The following is a 20,329-nucleotide window of genomic DNA, read 5'->3' as shown; positions in this document are numbered from 1 at the left end:
ATAGTGCAATATACTGGAAAGCAATAATGCATAAACCACGTCTTCAATTCTGGCAGATTTGGAACATGAGCTTCGGGTTCCTGGGAATTCAGTTTGGGTTCGCTCTGCAAAATGCCAATGTAAGCCGGATTTTCGAAACCCTGGGGGCTTCAATTGATGAACTGCCGATCCTTTGGATTGCTGCACCCACAACAGGTCTTCTGGTTCAGCCGATAGTCGGATATCTTTCAGACCGAACCTGGAGCAGATTGGGAAGACGCAGACCGTTTTTCCTTGCCGGAGCAATTCTTTCTTCTATTGCCCTCATTGCCATGCCACACTCCCCGGCTCTCTGGGTTGCAGCCGGAATGCTCTGGATGATGGATGCTTCCATAAATATCTCCATGGAACCCTTCCGCGCACTGGTTGCTGACTTGCTTCCATCAGATCAACGAACTTCAGGATTCGCTGTTCAATCCTTCTTTATCGGAACCGGTGCCGTTGTTGCTTCCGCTCTTCCTTATATTTTTACGAACTTCTTTGGTATACCCAACACTGCAGAGAAAGGAATGATTCCCCCTTCAGTGAAATATTCCTTTTATGTAGGAGCATTCGCCTTCATAACAGCAATAATCTGGACTGTCATTAAGACAAAAGAATATCCGCCGGAGGATATGGAAAAATTTCTTAAAGAAAAGGAAGAGACAAAAGGGTTTCTGAAGGGGGCTGCTGATATTTTTAATTCTCTGCTTGCCATGCCCCGCACCATGAAACAGCTTGCAGTGGTTCAGTTCTTTTCCTGGTTCGCGCTTTTTGCGATGTGGATATACACCACAAACGCGGTAGCGAATCACATTTACGGAGCAACCGATACCTCATCCAAGGAATATAATGATGCCGGTGACTGGGTCGGGATTCTCTTCTCAGCCTACAATTTATTCGCCGCACTCTTTGCCTTCCTTCTTCCCGTTATTGCAGCTAAAACAAACCGGAAGACTGTTCATGCAATTAGCCTGGTGACTGGCGGACTTGCCCTGGTTTCGTTTTATTTTATAAAAGACCCCAATATGCTTCTCATCTCTGAAATGGGTATTGGTCTTGCTTGGGCTTCCATCCTCGCGATGCCTTACGCGATTCTCGCCGGTTCACTCCCGCCTGAAAAGACAGGAGTATATATGGGTATTTTTAATTTCTTTATTGTTATACCCCAGATCGTGGCAGCAGGAATTCTGGGATTCTTTGTTAAAAATTTCTTCGGGGGAGAATCAATTTACGCGCTCATCCTTGGCGGGGCTTCTATGATGATTGCCGCACTCTTAACCCTTAACGTTGAAGATAAAGATTAAACAGAAAAGGACTACATGACTGACAAAGTAAAGGAAATCATTGCCGGATTCAAAAAATCCTTCTGGGTTGCAAACATCATGGAGCTGTTCGAACGAATTGCTTATTACGGACAGGCAACCATTCTCAGTATCTATCTGCGTGATTATCTGCAGTTTACCGAAGGAGAGGCAGGGCAGCTCAGTTCAATTTTCGGCGGATTGATATACTTCCTTCCAATTTTCGCCGGTGCCATTGCAGACAAAATCGGATTCAGAAAAGCATTCATGTTTGCATTCTCCGTGCTTGCATTCGGTTATTTCCTGATCGGTTCGGTTGCTATGGATCAGTTCGCCGGACTATACAGCAATATTGACCGGTTTCCGCTGCTGGTAGCTATTCTTATATTTACTGCAATAGGCGGTTCTTTTATCAAACCAAGTGTACTGGGTACCATTGCATTCACCAGTACCGAAAAAACCAAATCACTTGGTTATGCCATTTATTACTGGCTGGTAAATATCGGCGGTGCGGTAGGTCCCCTTATTGCTTTCTTAGTCAGAGATGCAATCGGCATTCAGGCGGTATTCGCAGTTTCGGCTGTCAGCTGCCTTCTTATGGTAATCTCAACTTTTTTCTTCTTTGATGAACCTACCACACCTGATCAGAGAACAACTAAAAGTCTTGGTGAATTATTCGTTAATCTGCTTAAAGTGCTTTCGAATATAAGATTTATGATCTTCCTGACAATTTTTGCTATGTATTGGCTTATGTTCTGGCAGATATTTATCATCATTCCTTATTACGTAACAGATTTTATTTCAAAGGATGCTCCATTTGAACTAATTCAGTCGGTTGGTGCATGGTCTATCATTCTGCTCCAGCTCGTCATAAACCGTCTTACAAAAGATGTTAGAACTATTTACGCGATAATCCTCGGATTTGCCATCTCTGCTCTCTGCTGGGGAATTATTTTCCTGAATCCCACAATCCCGATGGTTATTGCAGGACTTGTGGTTTTCTCAATAGGAGAACAAACGCAGGCCCCAAGATATTATGAATATATCGCAGATATCGCTCCTGCTGGACAGGTAGGTTTGTTCCAGGGCTATGCATTCCTGCCAGTTGCCATGGGATGGGTTTTTGGCGGAACTCTTGGCGGATATCTTTACGAAACTTTTGCAAAAGCACAAAACAATCCCGATGCGATCTTTCTGATTCTGTTCGGCGTTGGCATTTTTGCAACTCTCTGCATGTTTTTTTACAACATGCTTATACATAAACATACTGCTTAATCTTAACATAAAGGACACATGATTGTTTAAGAAGTTCTCATTCAATTTCTGGGTCGTTATCTTCATGGAATTTGTGGAGAGAGGATCCTATTACGGTGTAATGTCCGTATTATCAGTCTATATGATTCTGTCCGTGCAGGACGGAGGGCTCGGTTTTTCTAAAGAAGGTGTGGGAGTAATTAAGAGTGTCATAACTCCGATACTCTATCTCCTTCCGATATTATCAGGAACAATTGCTGACCGGTTTGGTTACAGGAAAACTCTGATGTTTGCCTTTACGGTGATGAGTCTGGGGTATTTCGCAACCGGATTGGTTTCTTCTTACGAGCAGGTATTCCTCGCTCTGATCCTCATGGTGGTTGGAGCCGGAACATTCAAACCGGTAATTTCCGGTACCATTGCACGCACCACAGACGAGAGCAATTCAACTCTTGGATTCGGAATTTTTTACTGGTCCATCAACCTTGGTGCATTCCTTTTCCCTCTGATCCTTGTCCCCTATTTGAAAGCAATCTCATGGTCTTATATATTCTTCATGGCTGCAATCGGCACCGGCTCCCTTCTGCTGCTGAATATTTTCTTGTATAAAGAGCCGCATCGCCCCAAAAATAACAAGCCTCTAAGCCAGGTCTTCAAAGAAATGTTGATGGTGCTGGGTGATTTCCGGTTTATTCTCCTCATTGTGCTCTACTCTTCATTCTGGATTCTCTATTTCCAGATGTTTGATACCGTTCTCTGGTTCCTGGGTGATTACATTGATGTCACTCCGATGAATCAGGCAGTAAATTCATTCCTCGGCATCTTTATTTCAAATCCGCAGTGGTCATTTGATGCTGAACATGTTACAGTTCTTAATGCACTTACCATCATCACACTGCAGATATTTATATCAAAGATCGTTCAGAAGTATCATGCTCTCCCGACCATGATTGCTGGCCTGGTTATGGGTACCATCGGTATCGCAATACTTTCCATTTCAAACAGCATATGGGTATTCATGAGCGGCATCATCATTTTCTCTATCGGTGAAATGACTGCCCATCCTAAATTCCTCAGCTATGTCGGAATAATAGCTCCGCCTGATAAGAAAGCTCTTTATCTGGGCTATTCATTCTTATATGGGGTTATCGGAAGTGGTGTCGGAGGAATTCTTGGTGCATCGCTTTACACCCACTATGTTGACGGACTTAATTCCCCCTCAACTATGTGGCTTATTTTTACCGGTATCGGATGTTTCTCGATTATCGGACTGCTTCTATATAACAAGTTTATCTTAAAGGGAAAAACGGAATAAGTAGTCTGTTTGATTAAAAAGGCTGAGTGGTATTTACCGCTCAGCCCTTTTTTTATTTAATGTCCTGATGAGGTGGTTGTATTTATATTCTCTGCTGGAGGGGTATCTTTAACGCTTTTCCATAATACAGCAGATATCGCGAGACTGACTGATGCGATTAAATAAATAATATTTTTATTCTCTGCTGCCTGTATAAAATTTCCGATTACCAGACTAACGATAAGCTGCGGAATAACCACAGACAGATTAAATATACCCATATAATACCCCATCCGGTTTTTATCAACTTTTTCTGACATAATAGCAAAAGGAAGGCTTACTATTGCTGCCCAGCCAACCCCTGCAAACGCCATTGCTGCGTACATTTCCATCGGACTGCCGGCAACAAGCGCAATATACAGATATGCTGCTGCCATTACAATAAGACTTGAAAAATGCGTTCTTACCCTTCCCATTTTACTGCTCATCTTTGAGAACACTAACGCGGGGAGAATGAATCCAATGGTGTTAAGCACTGCAAATGAGATAGAGATTACCTGCCCTGTTTCTGTATCGCTGGAAGTTCCCAGGTTCTGCTGGATAAAACCAATCGTATAGACGAACATCGTCTGCACGCCAATCCAGCTAAAACCGTGAGCGATATAAAGCTTCATCAATTCAGAAAAATTGCTCCTGGCTGATCCGCCTGCATCCACAGTTTTTTCTTCTGAAACAGTCAGTTCCCTCGGCTCTTTAATGAAAATAACCGGCACAACTGAAAAAAGAAATACAATTGCCACTCCGATATAAATCAATGCAATATTTCCCCAGGTCGCTCCAATGATATACGCAAGCACTCCAAAAAACCCTGATATCGTCTGCATCCAGGTATATCCTTTGGTTCTGTTATCCCCTTCCGGAGTGACATCTGCAATTATTGATCTGGTCGGATTAAAGCTGATATTGATAGCAAGATCAAGAGTAAGCGCAACCACCGTTGCAACAACAATCAGGTTAGTCATTCCGACTGCATCAGCTATTTCTCCTATATTCGGTAAAGCGAGCAGCATCAAGGCTGCAATCGGACCTCCGATAAAGATAAACGGTCTTCGTCTTCCGCCCCAAAACCAAGCCTTATCACTGATCAAACCGATAATCACCTGTCCGAATATACCAGCCAATGGCCCCGCAGCCCATACATATCCTATCTCATGAAGATCAAGCCCGAATTTGGTAGAAAGAATCCAGCTTAATGCTGAGATCTGCACCGAGAGTGCAAATCCCATGGCAGTAGCGGGAAGACTCAGGATTGCGTAAAATGCCGTTGTAAGTTTTTTCTGCATATCAAGCATAGAGTTATCCTTTCACACTTCCGAGAGTCAGACCGCTGACAAGCCACTTACTAAGTATTACAAACAAGACCACCACGGGAATACTCACTACAAGACTGGCGGCAGCATAGAGGCCCCATTCAGTTGAGAGTTTTGATTCAAATGATTTTAACCCAAGCGGAAGTGTGTAGAGTGACGTATCCTGTAAAATCTGCGCCGCTACTATGTATTCCGACCATGCAGTCATGAACGAAAAAAGTGCAGTAATCACTAAAGCAGGTGCAGCCAACGGCAGAATAATTACATAAAACGCCTGCCAGCGGTTGCAGCCGTCAATTCGTGCGCTTTCTTCAAGACTAAAAGGGATAGTATCATAGAATCCTTTCATCTGCCAGACACAGAACGGAAGCGCCGTAGCGGAGTAAATAATAATTATTCCGAGGTAACTATTAATCAGCTGAAGTTTAATAAGCATGATATACATTGGCAGCAGGAGCATGGTTGCGGGGAACATTTGTGTACCCATAAGCCCAAGCATACTTATTTTTTTACCGACAAAGTTAAAACGGGAAATAGCATATCCTGCAGTGGAAGCCAGCGCCACTCCGGTAAAGGTTACCGTAAGTGAAACAAGCAGCGAATTCACTATCCAGTTCAGAAAATCCGTCTGCGTAAATAGATTTATATACTGCTGGAATGTCCAGTTATCCGGTATGATAGCCAGAGATGTTGATAAGAGTTTGTCACCAGGTCTGATCGAAATGGTAAACACATTCAGTATCGGATAAATGGCAATAACCGTGAAAAGGATTAAAAACAGATAAATAAATATTACTGATACAAATCTTTTTTTGTGCATTTTAATTCCTCATTAATAAACAGATTCCGTTGCCTTTGTTTTCCTCTGGAAGAAATACCAGAAAACGGCAAGGAAGATGAATAATATTACGCTGAATGCTGCGGCATATCCGTACCGGTACAGATTAAAGGCAGCTTTGTACACAAACGAAACTAAAATGTGGGTACTATCCGATGGTTCCCCCGCATTACTTACTAGCCAGACCACATTAAGGTTGTTAAAGGTCCAGACAATGCCGAGTGTAATTGCAGGAATCATTACCGGTTTTAAGAGAGGAATGGTGATATTCCTCAGTTTCTGATACCACTTAGCGCCATCAATATCGGCTGCTTCATACAGTTCCGCTGGAATGCTCTGCAAGCCGCCAAGAGCAATGATCATCATGAAAGGAAATCCAAGCCACACATTCGTAATAATAACTGCAATGAATGCCTCAACCGGAGACTTAAGCCACTCAATCGGATTCATTGATAAGAACTGCATCAATATCTGGTTTATTGAACCATATTCATAGTTGAACATTCCTCTCCAGGTGAGTGCAACAATATACTGAGGTACTGCCCAGGGAAGAATAAGCAGCACTCTGAAAAGTGTGGTTCCGGGCAATTTCTGATTCAAAAAGAGCGCGAGTGTAACGCCGATGGTCACGTGGAAGAAAATATTTGCAGCTGTCCAGATGATTGTTTTCAGGAAGATCTCATAAAGCTTCGGTTCTTTGAATACCTGCACATACTGTACAAAGCCCACAATTGACCAGTCACTTAAATGAGCAAGGCTCATGTTTGAAAATGAAAGAACAATATTGTAAAAGAATGGATAAAATATGACCGCGAAAAGTATTACTATGGCAGGCATAGCCATATAATACGCAAATGAATCTCTGCTCAGATTCCTGAAGAATTCTTTGAAGCTGTTACGCATTGCATAAAGCAGACCAATCACCGCTGCGAGCATTAATACCTGAACAATCAGGCCGCCAACAGGATCGGAATAATCCTCCCGCAGTTCTTTAATCTTAATTTCAGCATCACGCTGCATTTGCTTTGCCGCCTGCTCAGCCGTATAAGTACCACCAAGCACTGCCTGATATGGCGGACGCATTGCGTCCCATATTGCTCTCATCTCCGTGAAAATGGGAAGACCAACGCCGAGTTCAATCTGACGGCGTGAATTGATTACCACTGAATCCGTCATTAGGCGAGCATCATCGTATAACTCTTTCCGTGTCGGGAAGGTTTTTGTTTTGAGCGCCGTTTCAAGCTGCTGTTCCGGGCTCATGACATATTCAAGAAACGCCTTTATGGTCTGCAGCTTTGTTTCATTAACATTGATGTTAATTGAATATCCCTTCGGAGAAATCATCGGTGCGCAGTGTTTTCCGGTCTCTGTAATTATTGGCAGCGGCGTAATACCATAATCAATTCCCGCGTTGCCATAGCTTGACCATGACCAGTCACCATTAATAATCATTCCCGCTCTCCCCTCCTTAAAGAGTGCATCAGCTACATTATAATCAGCCTCATTCGGAATGATTTTATGTACATCACGCAGTTCTTTTATGAAATTCAGCCCTCTTACCATCTCCGGAGTATTAAGAGTTGGTTTGCGGGTTGAATCAACCACCCATCCATTAAATCCGGTGAGGAACGGCACGAAGAAATAAGGTTCGGTATAATTCCAGACGAGACCATACTGATCCGGTCGTCCGTCTCCGTTTTTATCAATCGTCAGTTTTTTACCGAGTTCAATTAATTCTTTATCAGTTGAAGGAGGAGTCTTAACAAGCGCCTTATTATAAACGAGTGTCAGATGGTTGCCAAGTTTATCAGCTAACTGCCATACATGTCCGCCCGAATATATAAGGGCTTTGTCATTAAAGTTTGAGAGATACTCTGCCGTAAAAATAGAATCGAGAGGTTTTATGATTCCAATCTCTTCGAAAGGTCCTATCTGATCAGATGGGCCGTATACAAGATCAGGTCCCTGACCGCCAATAGCAGCGACAATAAAGCCAGACCTCATCTCCTCAGTTTCCTTAAAGAGCTGCTGGATTTTTATTCCGGGATTCTTTGCAGTGAACCGGTCTATCTGATCCTGAAGCTGCTGGGTTTCCTCCGGTCTCATCGTATGCCAGATAACTATTTCATTATCAGACCGCTTGTTGCCGCAGCCGGATAATAGTAAAACCAGTATCGGTAAAAAGAGTAGTAGTTTTTTCATTACTGATTCAGTTTAAGTAAAATAAAACCGCCGTGATTTATATAAAGTGCTGATGCCAGAACACGTTCTCCGATTTTTACAATTTCAGGATAAACCATTCCCCTGAAATTATCCGACTCTATCTCCGCTGCAATAATCCGGTCATGCCACCGGTTATCAGTAAATGTCACGTTATTAAAGTGATCTGCATCAAATTCAAGATCCTTTATTATTTTCCCTGAATTATTAATTACTCCCAGATATATATCTTTCCCGGAGTATCTGATGAAAGCCGCTGCTTCACCTTTTTTATCTGGAAATATATTCATTGATGATTCAAATGAGTCATGCTTTCTGCTGAGAGCAGGGTGTGCCTTTCTCATGGCGATAAGTTCCCGGTAAAAATTAAGCATGCTCCCCTCATATGCAAGTGAGTCAGCGATAAAATTCCATTCCAGCTGATTCCTTACATTCTCCGGAGGAAGTACTCCCTGATAAAGCAGTTCATCTCCGTAATAAATCATCGGTGTTCCCGGCATGGCAAAGATCAGAAATAATGCCTGCCGTAGTTTATTCAGATTTCCCTCAAAAAGATTAAGCGGCCTCTGATTGTCATGATTTGAAAGGAAACGGACCTTCTGATGACCTGCAGGAAGTGCAGATTCATAGCGGGATTCATCCTCCGCAAATTTCGCTGCATCGGCCGAAGTCATATACCGCTCCAGTGAATAGTAAAACGGATAATCGAATAACATATCAAATTCCTCTTTATAAAAAGGAATCAGATAGTTAAGGTTATCCCATACCTCACCCAGAATAAGGGCTTCTGGATTGATGCTTTTTACAAATTTTCTGAAAGTGTTCCAGTATGTATGAGGGACTTCCTTGGCTGCGTCACATCTGAACCCATCAATACCATCTGAAAAATCACCATCCCCGTTGGGATCCAGCCAGAATCGTGCTGCCTCCAGGAAGTACTCTCCAACCTGAGGATTATCAAAATCCAGTTTCGGCATTTTTCGCTCTACCCCAAAATGATTCCAGTCGGTGTTTTTATCATTTGTAAACTGATACGATGATGTATAAGTGCTTGAGGGATTATTATAAGCATCAAGGAACCAGTTATGAGTACTGTCTGTGTGATTAATTACAAAATCCATCAGCACACGGATTCCGCGGTTCTTGCACTCTTTAAGAAAAATCTGATAATCTTCAAACGTACCGTAATCCTGCTCAATTGAAAAATAATCAACCACATTATATCCGTGTTCGGTGGTTGATTCATTCCATGGCATCAGCCAGAGAGTGTTCACTCCGAGTGTATCCGAGAGATACCCCAGCCGGCTGGTTATACCGTTGAAATCTCCGATCCCGTCGCCGTCCGAATCTGCAAAGGTGCGGATATATATCTCATACATGACAGCAGAGTCATAAAATGCAGGGGAAGTAACCGGTATAATGTATCTGTCGGCAAAAAATTTAGTCTGAATTTTACCGCTGTTTTTTCCGTTCTTATCTCCGAATGAAAGCTCAATGGTATGTTCACCGTCCGGCAAATCATCGGGAAGAGAAAATGACAGTACTGAAGTATTTTCATTAAAAGAGAACTCCTGCCGCTGTCCGTTGAACAGGAGCCGAATCGTATTTTTATCGGGCTGGCTGTTAAAACCGATTAACCTCATCGTAACCGGAGAAATGCGGGTAATCCTTTGTCCTTGTGCAGGATGGACTTCGGATATATAGGGGACCCCGTAAGGAACCGGCGTTATGACCCCGTTACGCCATTCATCCTCAGTGATAAACGGAGCGTTCGGGTCGGTAATCCAGAGGGTATCATTAATGATGAATTTGTAAAAAACTTCTTTTCCCGGTTCCAGAGGAGCGACTGCTTTCCAGATTCCCTCTTTCGGGAAATGGGTAAACGGGTACTGGCCTGCTTTCCAACCGTTAAACCCCCCTGCCACTGAAAGTGAGTTTACCTGTTCACCTTCAGCCGGTTTATAGAAAAACATGGTGCCCCCTTCAACAGGGGCCGGAGCTAAACTCTGAGAGATGGTGAGTGAGCTGAATAAAACGAAAAAGACAGCGATTTTCATCGGCACAGAATCATCTAATCACTAATTCCTGGGAATACAAAATCCTCAAATCCTGACAAATAAAACCCAAAGTTAAAAGAAAAGTGTGAGGGTAAAAACAGAAAAGATAAACACATGAGAGTCCGATTGAAACCCACCTAACTAACAGATGTCTCAGCTTTTTTTTTGCAAAGGCTGGCGGCATTTGATCAGGCTGCGGAAAATTCGTTAAAAAATTAATTTTGATTGACCTGCCAATTGCTTAATTTTGAGGTTTGTTTTTGCTCTTTTTCGAACTAACCGGAAACTAAGCCGCCCGATATGGACAACACCCCGGCTATTAAGAATATCGCTGTCAATAAAAAAGCCCGTTTTGAATATTTCATTATTCAGACGTATGAGGCGGGTATTGCACTTACTGGCACCGAGGTAAAATCGCTGCGGGAAGGGAGAATCAATTTTACTGACGGTTATGTGGAAATAAAAAACGGCGAGGCCTGGCTGAACGGGGTCCATATTAGTGAATATTCTCATGGGAACCGCGAAAACCATCATCCTGTGAGGAACCGGAAACTGCTGCTGAATAAAAGTGAGATAAGAAAACTGCAGATTAAGGTAGCCGAAAAAGGTCTCACGGTTATACCCCTGAGCGCCTATTTCAGCAATGGAAAGGTCAAGATTGAAATCGCGGTTGCACGGGGTAAAAAACTGTATGATAAACGAGAAACAATCCAAAAGAAAGATGTTCAGCGCGATATTGCAAGGCGCGTTAAATCCTGATATGGTAAATTTTACATTTAAGATTTTTATAACTGATTATTAAGTCCGGAGCCGAAGGTATTGTTATTCCCCTCACTTAATGAACAAATGGACCTCATCAAAAGAGGCGCCTCTGAAATTATCCCAGAAGAAGAACTGGTTCAAAAAATTGAAAAATCCCTAAAAACAAAAAAGAAGCTCATTATTAAGCTTGGCTGTGACCCCAGCCGGCCTGATCTGCATCTGGGGCATTCAGTTGTGCTAAGAAAATTAGCTCAGTTTCAGTCCCTCGGCCACCAGGCAGTTCTCATTATCGGGGACTTTACCGGGATGATCGGTGATCCCTCCGGCAGAAACGCTACCCGGCCTGCCCTTTCACTTGAAGAGACCCGCGAAAACGGACAATCGTATTTTGAACAGGCATCCAAAATTCTTGATAAGGAAAATACCCGGATTGTTTACAATTCCGAGTGGCTATCAAAAATGACATTTGAGGATGTCATAAAACTCTCTTCAAAGTACACCGTTGCCAGAATGATCGAACGTGATGATTTCACAAAGCGATTCCGTTCGGGTGAGCCTATCAGCCTGCATGAATTCCTGTATCCCCTTGCTCAGGCGATGGATTCAGTAGCTATTCAGAGTGATGTTGAACTTGGCGGGACGGATCAAAAATTTAATCTTCTTGTCGGCAGGGATATTCAGCGCGAGTTTGGACTTGAGCCGCAGGTAATCCTCACCATGCCGCTTCTTGTTGGTACCGATGGTGTTGAAAAGATGAGCAAATCATACGGAAACTATATCGGCATCAGCGACAGCCCGAGAGATATTTTTGGCAAAACTCTCTCGATTGCTGACTCAATGATTTATGACTATTTTGTTCTGACCACTTTAGCCAGCAATGAATACCTCAATGAAATAAAGCAAAAACTTTCTGACGGAGTTACCAATCCACGTGATATAAAGCGGGATCTCGCAAAAAGACTTGTTGCATTATATCATTCTGAAGAAGCCGCACGCGAAGCTGAGGAAGAGTTTGACAGAATATTCATCAAGAAGGAAATTCCTGATGAAATACCGGAAGCCGTAACCGATCTCACAGAACTTTCTGCAGTTGATCTTCTTATGAAATTTGAACTGGCACCGTCACGGGGTGAAGCGAGACGGCTGATTCAGCAGGGGGGAGTTAGTTTTAACAGCCGTAAAATTGCTGATCCGGCTGAGGTGGTTCTTCTTGAAAAGGAGAATATACTTAAAGTTGGCAAAAGAAAATTCCTCAAAATAATAAAATCCTAAAAGGAGATGATATATTGTATGTACCTTCAAAAATATTCTTTACAAAAGGGGTAGGCCGCCACAAAGAGTACCTGACCTCTTTTGAACTGGCACTCCGTAATGCAGGTGTGGAAAAATGCAACCTCGTTACCGTTAGCTCCATTTATCCGGTCGGATGCAAAAGAATTTCAAAGGAAGAAGGATTAAAGCTTCTTCAGCCGGGACAGATTACATTCGCTGTCATGGCAAGAAATTCAACCAACGAGCCTAACCGTCTTATAGCATCATCAATTGGTGTGGCGCTTCCGGCAGATCCTGATCAGTATGGTTACCTCTCAGAACACCATCCCTTTGGAGAATCTGAAAAAGTAGCGGGTGATTATGCTGAAGATCTGGCTGCAACCATGCTTGCAACTACTCTTGGTGTTGAGTTTAATCCTGATACCGACTGGAGTGAGCGTGAGAATATTTATAAAATGTCGGGCAAAATTGTCCGCTCATTCAATATTACACAGTCAGCTGAAGGTGACAAAACTGGTATCTGGACTACCGTAATTGCGGTAGGCGTTCTCCTTCCCTGATCTGACTTCTTTTATTTTCCGGCAGTTGTATACCGGCTGCCGGAATTCATTATCTTTTCCGGAAGACCGCATTTATTTTCTCACCTCCCGCTAAAATACTAATTACCGCAAGTCCCACAATCATTGGTTCAATTAACTCTAATTCCGGGGAGAGTTTTCCTGCTTCCCTGAGTATATACCATAAAACGGAACTGAGACTTCCTGCAATGAACCCTGCCTGTATCACTCCCCTGCCAATATTAAGCCCGGGAAAATATGCAGCAAGAGTAGCAAGAAGAAGTCCGGGCACACAAACAGAACCGATAAGATACCACATGCCAATAACCGATGGAATTAGAAGCGCCAGTGCAATAGCCAGACCAGCGGAGATTATCATTCCATAAATTGCTGCTTTCTTCTTTTGTCCGGTTTTGATAAAATCAATTCCGATAGTCGTTCCGCTTATAAAAAGGAAACTGTTTGAAGTGGATATGATTGTTGCAAAGAGAGCAGCAAAAAAGAAACCCTTAAACCCCACAGTGAGAAACCGGTCAGCAAGCAGTGGAAAGGAGTTTTTAGGATCACTAATTCCTGGCAACAGTGCAGCGGTATATAATCCGGTAACATTAGTCAGAAAATCAAAGACCAGCCAGAGCACAACTGAGATAATGATTCCCCATTTCGCTGTGTTCACTGAGCGGGCAGCTTTGACCCTCTGGTGAAACCCGGGATCAACAAATGTCCAGACAGCAATCATCCACCAGACACCAAGATATAGTGGTGACAATCCTCCTGTCAGAGAAAGATGTGATGCTGGAAGCTGATTAAAGAGTATCTCTGAACCAGCAGATGTATAAACACTCCAGAGAAGAATTCCGAAACCGGAAAACATAACGATAAAAAGAAGTGCATCAACATAAATATCTGACAGCAGGCCCCCCTTAATCAGATAAAAAATTGAGAGGACGGCTGAAATCACAAGTCCCCAAAAGAGCGGCAATCCGAAAAATAAATCAAGAATCTGAGCAACCATGAGAAGATAAGGAGCAGGTGAGCTGAGTATCAGCACAAATAAAGATGCAGTCTTGCCCGCTCCCCTGCCATACACAGATTCAATCTTCTGAGGAATTGTAATCGTTCCACCCTGGTAAACCTTTTTCACCATAAAGAACGCAAAGAGTATGGCAAAAAGGTAATAAGGTAATCCTTGTGTGAACCAGGTAACAAGTCCGTACTGATAGGTGAATTCACCGATTCCTAGTATTCCGCCATACCAGGTGGCAACATTGGTTACGATAAAAAGAACGATTCCTGTCTTTTTGCCGGCAAGAAAGTAGCTTTGCTCATCACTCCCTCCCCTGCGGGACGCAATATATCCTGTAATCAGCAGCGAAACAAAAAAGAGCAGCAGGACTGCATAATCCCAGAAAGCAAAACTTATCAAAGCGGGTTATTCTTGTCCAAAGGAAGAATCAGCAGCATATATCCTCCTGAAACATCAAAAAAGATTGTATCCTCAACAGAAAGATTGGATGTACTCTCTTCTTTACCGAAAATAAGCTTCTCATCAGGGAGCTGATACTTCAGCCCTCTTGTTTTAACCTGAAGTTCAGAACCAAATGCATAAAATGACACACGTGCACCTGCTCCAGTCGTCCTGCTGATTTTCCCAGTAACCGCTTCAAGTACAGAATCACTATTGAAAATCCGGATACGGAGATGAGGAGCATACCTGAACAGAAGCATTATATTTGATATTTCATGGTCAATCAGTTTGCCCGTTACAGCAAACAGTGCAATATCGGATATACCATTCTCAAGGCAATAGGATATTGCTTTCTCAACATCAGTGTCATTCTGTCCCTCATATTTCTTCATTGCAATTTTTCCCTCAAGAACTGAAACTTCATCTGCTGTCAGCGAATCCATATCACCGATAATAATATCCGGGACGATTCCGAGACGTTCAGCATGATGATACCCCCCGTCAGCACAGATAATTTCGAAAACACCGGAATTCACCGCCGCCTTTAGAATATCTGAGGGCGGCTGTTCTCCATTTCCAATTATAATAGCTTTACTTTTCACTTTAGAAACCGACTTCAAATCCAAAAAAGAAATTTCTCTCTGCTGCAGGAAAGAATTCTCCCCCGACAGCATACGCGGAGTAGAGATTATTCAAAACATTATTCGCCTGAACATAGACTTTTGATTCTCTGGCATCCTCAAATATTTTGAATGACCAGCTTGCGAATAAACCGAGAGTAAAAAATTCATCATTTACATTGTCATTGTAAGAAGTAAGATCAGGGTAAACAGCAAGCAGATTTTTCAGATTGTCGCCATAATTATCGGAATAGATTTTACCTGAGAATCTCGCTGATGCCTGAAGAAAAACTCCGGACTGCTCGTACTGAACAATTGCATTGGCAAGATATCCGGGGAAACCAGCAATCCGGTTACCTGCGAGATCAATTTTCTGTACCCCGGATGAAAGGTCTGCATAGCGGAATCCCTCTGTAATCTTATCACTGCTTAGAGTAAAGTTTCCTATAATATTAATTTGCTTTACGGGTTTATATATTCCATAAACCTCGGCACCAAGATGTTCGGTGGCTTTCATATTTCCGGTTCGCGGCTGCCCAAAACGGTCGAGATCACCATTCTTGACTATCTCGTCCGTAAAATACATTGCATATAGATTAATTCCGCCGTCAAAATTCTGGCCTCTGTACCGGTATCCAAAATCAAGAGCATGCAATGTTTCAGGCTTAACTAAGGGTTCATTCCAGTCATAAGTTCCGTCTGTTCTCTGTACAAATTGCGGAACTGCTCCCCCGCTTGATTCGGCCGCATCATAATATTCTTTCAAACGGGGTTCTCTGCTTACCCTTGCAGCGGTGAGATAGAGTGCGTTTTGTTCTGAAAAATTATAGTAAACGCCAAATCTTCCGTTCAGGAAAAGATTATCAAGAGAAAAGTTATTGGCAACAAACTGCTCCTCATAGATTCTGTATTTATGGTATGCTGCCTGAAGTTCTCCCTGTAGAGAAAGTTTATCGTTAAGTTTATAATTCTCGTAAACAAAGAAATTCACGATATCTTTACCTCCGCGGTAACTATAGTATTTCCACTCCTGAGGTATTCCCGCGGGCAGATTATCCCCGTATCGCAGTGAACCCCAATGCAGTGAACTATGCTTCCTCAGTTCCAGACCTGAAATAAATTCACCGCCTTCGTGCTTGTAGGAGAAGCGCGGAATCCAGCCATACTGAACATTCTCGACCATAGCTCTGATAATGGCATTAGGCGAATAAATGGTATCCGGATCAATCGAAGACGGGAATCCTGAAATACTTGATACACGGAAGTATGAAAGAGGCGCCCAGGATGCATCATAATCATAAAAGCCGTTTCCTGTTACCAGAAAAAGCGCAGAATTAAGTTTCAGATTGTCAGAAAACTGGTATTCATTAAGAATCTCATAATGGGGCTGTGAAAAGTTTTCTATCTCACCTGCACGCCTCTCGGTAATCCAGGTAAACTGTGAGTTATCAGATTCCCAGTAGGAATAATTCTTGCGGCGGAGATTTTCATCCTTTACGGTAAACTTTGGCAGGCCGGTATATACCAGTCCGTCTTCAAGAATACCACCATAAATATTTATCTGTGAAACCAGATTATCATCAAACTGCTGGTAGGATAGATAATAGGAATTCAGTTTGGCGAATGACTTATCACGATAGCCGGATGAGGTTATCTGCGAAAGTTTTACATAGAGAGAACTTTTTTTATTAAAAATTCCGCTTGAGCTTTCAAAAGAAATCTTCTTTGTATTATAACTCCCCAATCCAGTTCTTAGATAAGTGAAGGGTTTTTCTGAATTGGATGCTGTAATCAGATTTACTGCACCACCTATAGCAGGATAACCGGATATGCCGCCTCCTGATCCTCTCTGCACAACGACAAGATCAGTACCAGATAAGATGTCAGAAAAATTAATCCAGTAAACATTATGATCTTCGGGGTCATTTTGCGGAATGCCATTCACTGAAACAGCGATTCTCCTCTGGTCAAATCCTCTGATGCTAAGATAGTTATATCCAACCGCTCCGCCGTTATCTGAGTAAAAACTAACCGAAGGAAGAGTTGAAAGGTATTCCGGAACATCTTGTACGGAGTAATTTTCCTGAATCGTCTGTTTTGAAATTTCCTCAAGAACAGCGGGATTTTGCTCTTTTTCACCTAAAGCCGCAGTTACATAAATACTTTGCGCGCTCAGGAGTGTGCGGGTCAGATTAATGCTAAGCGGATTACCCGATTTAAATTGTGCAAAGGGGATAAATTTTTTCTGGTATCCAAGGAAAGAAATAACTATCGTATCAGCCTCACTCATTTCCGCCGTAAAAGAGAAAAACCCAGCCGCGTCAGTGGTACCGCCGGTATTTTTTCCTTTAAGTAATATTGAAGCTGAATATAAAGGACTGCCGGTCTCCCCGTCATAGACATGACCGGAAATCCGGCTGGTTTGCTGCGCATGAACAGCAATGGAAAGCAGTATGAAAAAAATCATACTTTTCATGATTACTCCTGATTTGTATTGAACAAAAAAGGCCGTTAATGCGAAAGGGCCGCAGAAAAGAATGACTTTCTCCGGTCGTTTCCCTACGCCGGTATTATCCGGTTCAGGTTCTAAGGGTATTTTCTCAGCCTGCTTTATAGCCTGCAGGCACCCCTAACGGCTCAACTATTTAAAGAACTATATTTTTAGTTTATTACTAAGGTCTGTCCCGGTTTAATTGTTTCCGAGAGCAGATCATTTTTTTGACGGATTGAATCAACCGTCACATTATATTTTTTTGCAATTGTGTAGAGGGATTCGCCGGAACGGACAACATGCTTCACAGGTCCGTTTAAGGTGTTATTCTTCGCTGTGGAAGAAGAATAAATCTTCAGTTTCTGGCCAATCTTTACGGTATTAGATTTAAGCGAGTTCCACTTTTTGATTGATGTGATACTCACGCCAAATCTTTCCGCAATTTCGCCGATGGTATCACCCTTTTTTACTGTATAGTTATTGAGGGTCGTATTTTTATTGGCCGCAACATCTCCCATACTGGAAGATTTATCGTTGGTTGTTATGGCAAGCACCTGCCCGATGCGAATATCATCGCTGGCAAGATTATTCCATGTTCTCAGATCATTTGTGGTTACGCCGTATTTGAGAGCAATGCTGCCAAGGTTATCACCTCTTTTAACCTTGTATTTTACATCCTTCTTTTTTATCTCACGACTCTGGTCTTTTACAGCAAGGATTTCATCACTATGCTTTGAAGTATATATTTTAAGCCGCTGACCGCGATTGATACGGTTCGATTTAAGTTTGTTCCACTGCTTAAGTTCGCTTACCGAAACATTAAACTTGCTTGAAATTTTCGAAAGGGTTTCACCCCGTTTCACCTGATAGTAGAATGAAGATACAGATGAAATGGTTTTCGGTTTACTCAGCTTTTCTGTTTCACTCTGTGTATCAATTGAAGCGTAGTAATCTTTCTTTTCCTCGGGAACAAATACACGGAGTTTAATACCAGGCTTAATTTTCCGGTTATAGGCAAGATCGTTCCAGTTGCGGATATCAATGACCCTGACATCAAACAATTCGGCGATCCGGCTGAGATTGTCATTGGTCTTTACGGTATAAAAAACTTCTGATTTTCCATCAGGGACAGGAATTGAAGCTACATCAGATCCCGGTTCATCGGTTTCCTCGGTATCAGCCGGTTCTGTTGAAGTATCACCGGCAAGTTGAGTATAGGGACTGATATATGAATTTTCATTATCCTCAGCGCTAACTTCATCTTCTGACTGGGCGGCCAGAGTTACATCAGAGTAACGCACCTTAAGAGGAATTCTGAGGTTGGCTCCGCGTTTAAGCTTAGCCTTTGACGAAATGTTATTTGCATCAGTAAGCTCATTCACCGTGATGCCATAATTTGAAGCAATGGATTTAACCGTTTCACCTTTTTTTACAACATGAACGATCACCTTCTTCTTGGCTTCTTCAGGGACATTCTGCAAATTTGCGGCAAGAAGTCTGGAAGATCCCTTTGGTACTTTAAGTGAGTAACCGCCGGGGAAATTGGCAGGAGAACATGACTGTGTAAGTTCAGGATTAAGATCAGACAGAATTTCAACGGTTGTACCCGCACCACTGGCTAGATATTGCAGGTCAATGGCTTCATGTACCTTTACAATGTCGAACTCGCTGGGTGTCTGATATTCAATTTCCGTAAAACCATACTTTTCCATATCATAAGCAATCAGACATACTGCTATATACTGCGGAACATAGTTTCTGGTTTCTTTGGGAAGATATTTAATAATGGTCCAGAAGTTCCGTGAACCGGATTTCCTGATTGCGCGGTTTATTCTGCCTTCCCCTGCATTGTATGAAGCAAGAGCAAGATACCAGTCTCCGAGATTTCTGTAAAGATCACGCAGATGGCGTGCAGCTGCCCGTGTGGCTTTTTCAGGATCGCGCCGTTCATCAATATATAAATTCGTCTGAAGTCCGTAAATACTTCCGGTGGCTTTCATAAACTGCCATAGTCCGACTGCTCCCACCCTTGAGCGGGCAGTAGGATTAAGACCGCTTTCAATCATACTGAGATATAAAAGCTGGCTCGGAACTCCCTCTTCTTCAAAAATTCTTTTCATCATAGGGAAGTATCTGCCTGACCGGGCCATCCACATTGTGAGGAATTTCTTTCCTCTTCCGGTGTAGAACTCCATCCATTTATCAACAATCGGGTTGGTTTCAAGCGCTATCTCGGCTGGTATATCCACCGTCTGGCTCGGGTTAAGAACGGGATCCAGACTTTCAATTGCCTGATCAACTGCAGGATTGGTACGTGCAATCCACTGCTCATAGGCTCCCAATGAAACGTTTGTCGGAAGTTCAGATAAATTCTCAATAAACTTCTGATAATCATCCCATATGCTCACAGCGAGTTCTTCGTATGCTGCATTTGAGTCAATTGAAGGATAATAGCTGAGATTGGTAATTGTCTTGAGGGCATTTTCATATTGTGTGATTGCCTCAAGGGTGCTGTTTACGGACTGTTTCTGTAATGCCATGGTGTAATATTGCCTGGCCTGCTCAAGCAGTTCTCCGACGATATCAACCTTCTGGATTTCAGGGACTTCTTCTACGGTCTCAATTTTAACGGTTGTCTCTTTAGTGCCCGTGCAACCAATGAACCCCACGGATACTAAAGAGGCAATCACAAGTAATTTGAGATTTGAGATCATCGAATCTCCTCTCTATCTGGTTAAATTTATGTTAATTTTGCAATATAATAATTATTTACGGTACTGCAAAACACAAAATCGGTAAGCGCT

14 protein-coding genes and 1 riboswitch are annotated in these 20,329 nt (G+C 42.6%); of the genes, 6 read left to right on the top strand and 8 right to left on the bottom strand.

Annotated elements, in window-relative coordinates; translation table 11 throughout:
• Window positions 1-65 precede the first annotated feature (65 nt).
• The 3 genes from HRU80_08725 (at window position 66) to HRU80_08715 (ending at window position 3,891) form a co-directional block, all read left to right on the top strand.
• Window positions 66-1,325 (top strand): MFS transporter, encoded by a 1,260-nt coding sequence (locus HRU80_08725; GenBank protein ID QOJ28958.1) that lies wholly within the window; start codon window positions 66-68, stop codon window positions 1,323-1,325.
• Window positions 1,326-1,340: 15 nt separating this feature from the next.
• The gene (locus HRU80_08720; protein QOJ28957.1) at window positions 1,341-2,597 is read left to right on the top strand and encodes an MFS transporter; all 1,257 of its coding nucleotides are present in this window, start codon (window positions 1,341-1,343) and stop codon (window positions 2,595-2,597) included.
• 64 nt (window positions 2,598-2,661) lie between these two features.
• Window positions 2,662-3,891 carry an MFS transporter gene (locus tag HRU80_08715; protein ID QOJ30501.1) on the top strand — a complete coding sequence of 410 codons (1,230 nt, stop codon included), beginning with the start codon at window positions 2,662-2,664 and terminating at the stop codon, window positions 3,889-3,891.
• Between the two features lie 56 nt (window positions 3,892-3,947).
• On the opposite strand, the gene HRU80_08710 is transcribed toward HRU80_08715, so the two are convergent.
• The 4 genes from HRU80_08710 to HRU80_08695 are packed head-to-tail and all read right to left on the bottom strand — an operon-like array spanning window position 3,948 to window position 10,355.
• Complete coding sequence (locus HRU80_08710) at window positions 3,948-5,222, bottom strand: MFS transporter (GenBank protein ID QOJ28956.1); 1,275 nt, start codon at window positions 5,220-5,222, stop codon at window positions 3,948-3,950.
• A 4-nt stretch (window positions 5,223-5,226) separates the two neighbouring features.
• Entirely contained in the window at window positions 5,227-6,060 is an 834-nt protein-coding gene (locus HRU80_08705) for a sugar ABC transporter permease (GenBank protein QOJ28955.1), read from the bottom strand.
• A gap of 12 nt (window positions 6,061-6,072) precedes the next feature.
• A complete protein-coding gene (locus HRU80_08700; protein QOJ28954.1) occupies window positions 6,073-8,280 on the bottom strand; it encodes an extracellular solute-binding protein in 2,208 nt (735 codons plus the stop codon).
• Window positions 8,280-10,355 carry a hypothetical protein gene (locus tag HRU80_08695; GenBank protein ID QOJ28953.1) on the bottom strand — a complete coding sequence of 692 codons (2,076 nt, stop codon included), beginning with the start codon at window positions 10,353-10,355 and terminating at the stop codon, window positions 8,280-8,282. Before HRU80_08695 ends, HRU80_08700 begins: the two co-directional genes overlap by 1 nt.
• A 300-nt stretch (window positions 10,356-10,655) precedes the next feature.
• Between HRU80_08695 and smpB the strand changes: the two genes are divergently transcribed.
• From smpB to HRU80_08680, 3 genes are all read left to right on the top strand, one after another.
• Window positions 10,656-11,114 (top strand): SsrA-binding protein SmpB, encoded by a 459-nt coding sequence (smpB, locus tag HRU80_08690; protein QOJ28952.1) that lies wholly within the window; start codon window positions 10,656-10,658, stop codon window positions 11,112-11,114.
• Window positions 11,115-11,201: 87 nt separating this feature from the next.
• Window positions 11,202-12,389: a tyrosine--tRNA ligase gene (locus tag HRU80_08685; protein ID QOJ28951.1), complete on the top strand. Its 1,188-nt coding sequence runs from the start codon at window positions 11,202-11,204 to the stop codon at window positions 12,387-12,389.
• Between the two features lie 11 nt (window positions 12,390-12,400).
• On the top strand, window positions 12,401-12,949 hold the full coding sequence (locus HRU80_08680; protein QOJ30500.1) for an arginine decarboxylase, pyruvoyl-dependent: 549 nt from the start codon (window positions 12,401-12,403) through the stop codon (window positions 12,947-12,949).
• 49 nt (window positions 12,950-12,998) lie between these two features.
• Here HRU80_08680 and HRU80_08675 read toward each other — a convergent pair whose 3' ends face one another.
• From HRU80_08675 to HRU80_08660, 4 genes are all read right to left on the bottom strand, one after another.
• Window positions 12,999-14,372, bottom strand: coding sequence for a hypothetical protein (locus HRU80_08675; protein ID QOJ28950.1), 1,374 nt, complete (start codon window positions 14,370-14,372; stop codon window positions 12,999-13,001).
• Window positions 14,369-15,016, bottom strand: a complete 648-nt coding sequence (locus HRU80_08670) for a thiamine diphosphokinase (GenBank protein ID QOJ28949.1) — start codon at window positions 15,014-15,016, stop codon at window positions 14,369-14,371. Before HRU80_08670 ends, HRU80_08675 begins: the two co-directional genes overlap by 4 nt.
• Before the next feature lies 1 nt (window position 15,017).
• Window positions 15,018-17,510, bottom strand: a complete 2,493-nt coding sequence (locus HRU80_08665; GenBank protein QOJ28948.1) for a TonB-dependent receptor — start codon at window positions 17,508-17,510, stop codon at window positions 15,018-15,020.
• Between the two features lie 63 nt (window positions 17,511-17,573).
• Window positions 17,574-17,675, bottom strand: a riboswitch (TPP riboswitch).
• Between the two features lie 20 nt (window positions 17,676-17,695).
• Window positions 17,696-20,239, bottom strand: coding sequence for a LysM peptidoglycan-binding domain-containing protein (locus tag HRU80_08660; protein QOJ28947.1), 2,544 nt, complete (start codon window positions 20,237-20,239; stop codon window positions 17,696-17,698).
• Between the last annotated feature and the right edge of the window lie 90 nt (window positions 20,240-20,329).

Source organism: Ignavibacteriales bacterium (assembly GCA_015709675.1).
In the GTDB taxonomy this organism is placed as follows: domain Bacteria; phylum Bacteroidota; class Ignavibacteria; order Ignavibacteriales; family Ignavibacteriaceae; genus H2-BAC3.
Note: the sequence above shows the minus strand (reverse complement) of the source record. Positions and strands in the feature narration are given on the sequence as shown.

What these genes read in the sequence shown, in the direction of transcription:
- HRU80_08710 (QOJ28956.1), bottom strand. Translation starts at nt 5,222, where the DNA reads ATGCTTGATATGCAGAAAAAACTTACAACGGCATTTTACGCAATCCTG.
- HRU80_08700 (QOJ28954.1), bottom strand. Translation starts at nt 8,280, where the DNA reads ATGAAAAAACTACTACTCTTTTTACCGATACTGGTTTTACTATTATCC.
- HRU80_08725 (QOJ28958.1), top strand. Translation starts at nt 66, where the DNA reads ATGAGCTTCGGGTTCCTGGGAATTCAGTTTGGGTTCGCTCTGCAAAAT.
- HRU80_08660 (QOJ28947.1), bottom strand. Translation starts at nt 20,239, where the DNA reads ATGATCTCAAATCTCAAATTACTTGTGATTGCCTCTTTAGTATCCGTG.
- HRU80_08720 (QOJ28957.1), top strand. Translation starts at nt 1,341, where the DNA reads ATGACTGACAAAGTAAAGGAAATCATTGCCGGATTCAAAAAATCCTTC.
- HRU80_08665 (QOJ28948.1), bottom strand. Translation starts at nt 17,510, where the DNA reads ATGAAAAGTATGATTTTTTTCATACTGCTTTCCATTGCTGTTCATGCG.
- smpB (QOJ28952.1), top strand. Translation starts at nt 10,656, where the DNA reads ATGGACAACACCCCGGCTATTAAGAATATCGCTGTCAATAAAAAAGCC.
- HRU80_08685 (QOJ28951.1), top strand. Translation starts at nt 11,202, where the DNA reads ATGGACCTCATCAAAAGAGGCGCCTCTGAAATTATCCCAGAAGAAGAA.
- HRU80_08695 (QOJ28953.1), bottom strand. Translation starts at nt 10,355, where the DNA reads ATGAAAATCGCTGTCTTTTTCGTTTTATTCAGCTCACTCACCATCTCT.
- HRU80_08715 (QOJ30501.1), top strand. Translation starts at nt 2,662, where the DNA reads ATGGAATTTGTGGAGAGAGGATCCTATTACGGTGTAATGTCCGTATTA.
- HRU80_08705 (QOJ28955.1), bottom strand. Translation starts at nt 6,060, where the DNA reads ATGCACAAAAAAAGATTTGTATCAGTAATATTTATTTATCTGTTTTTA.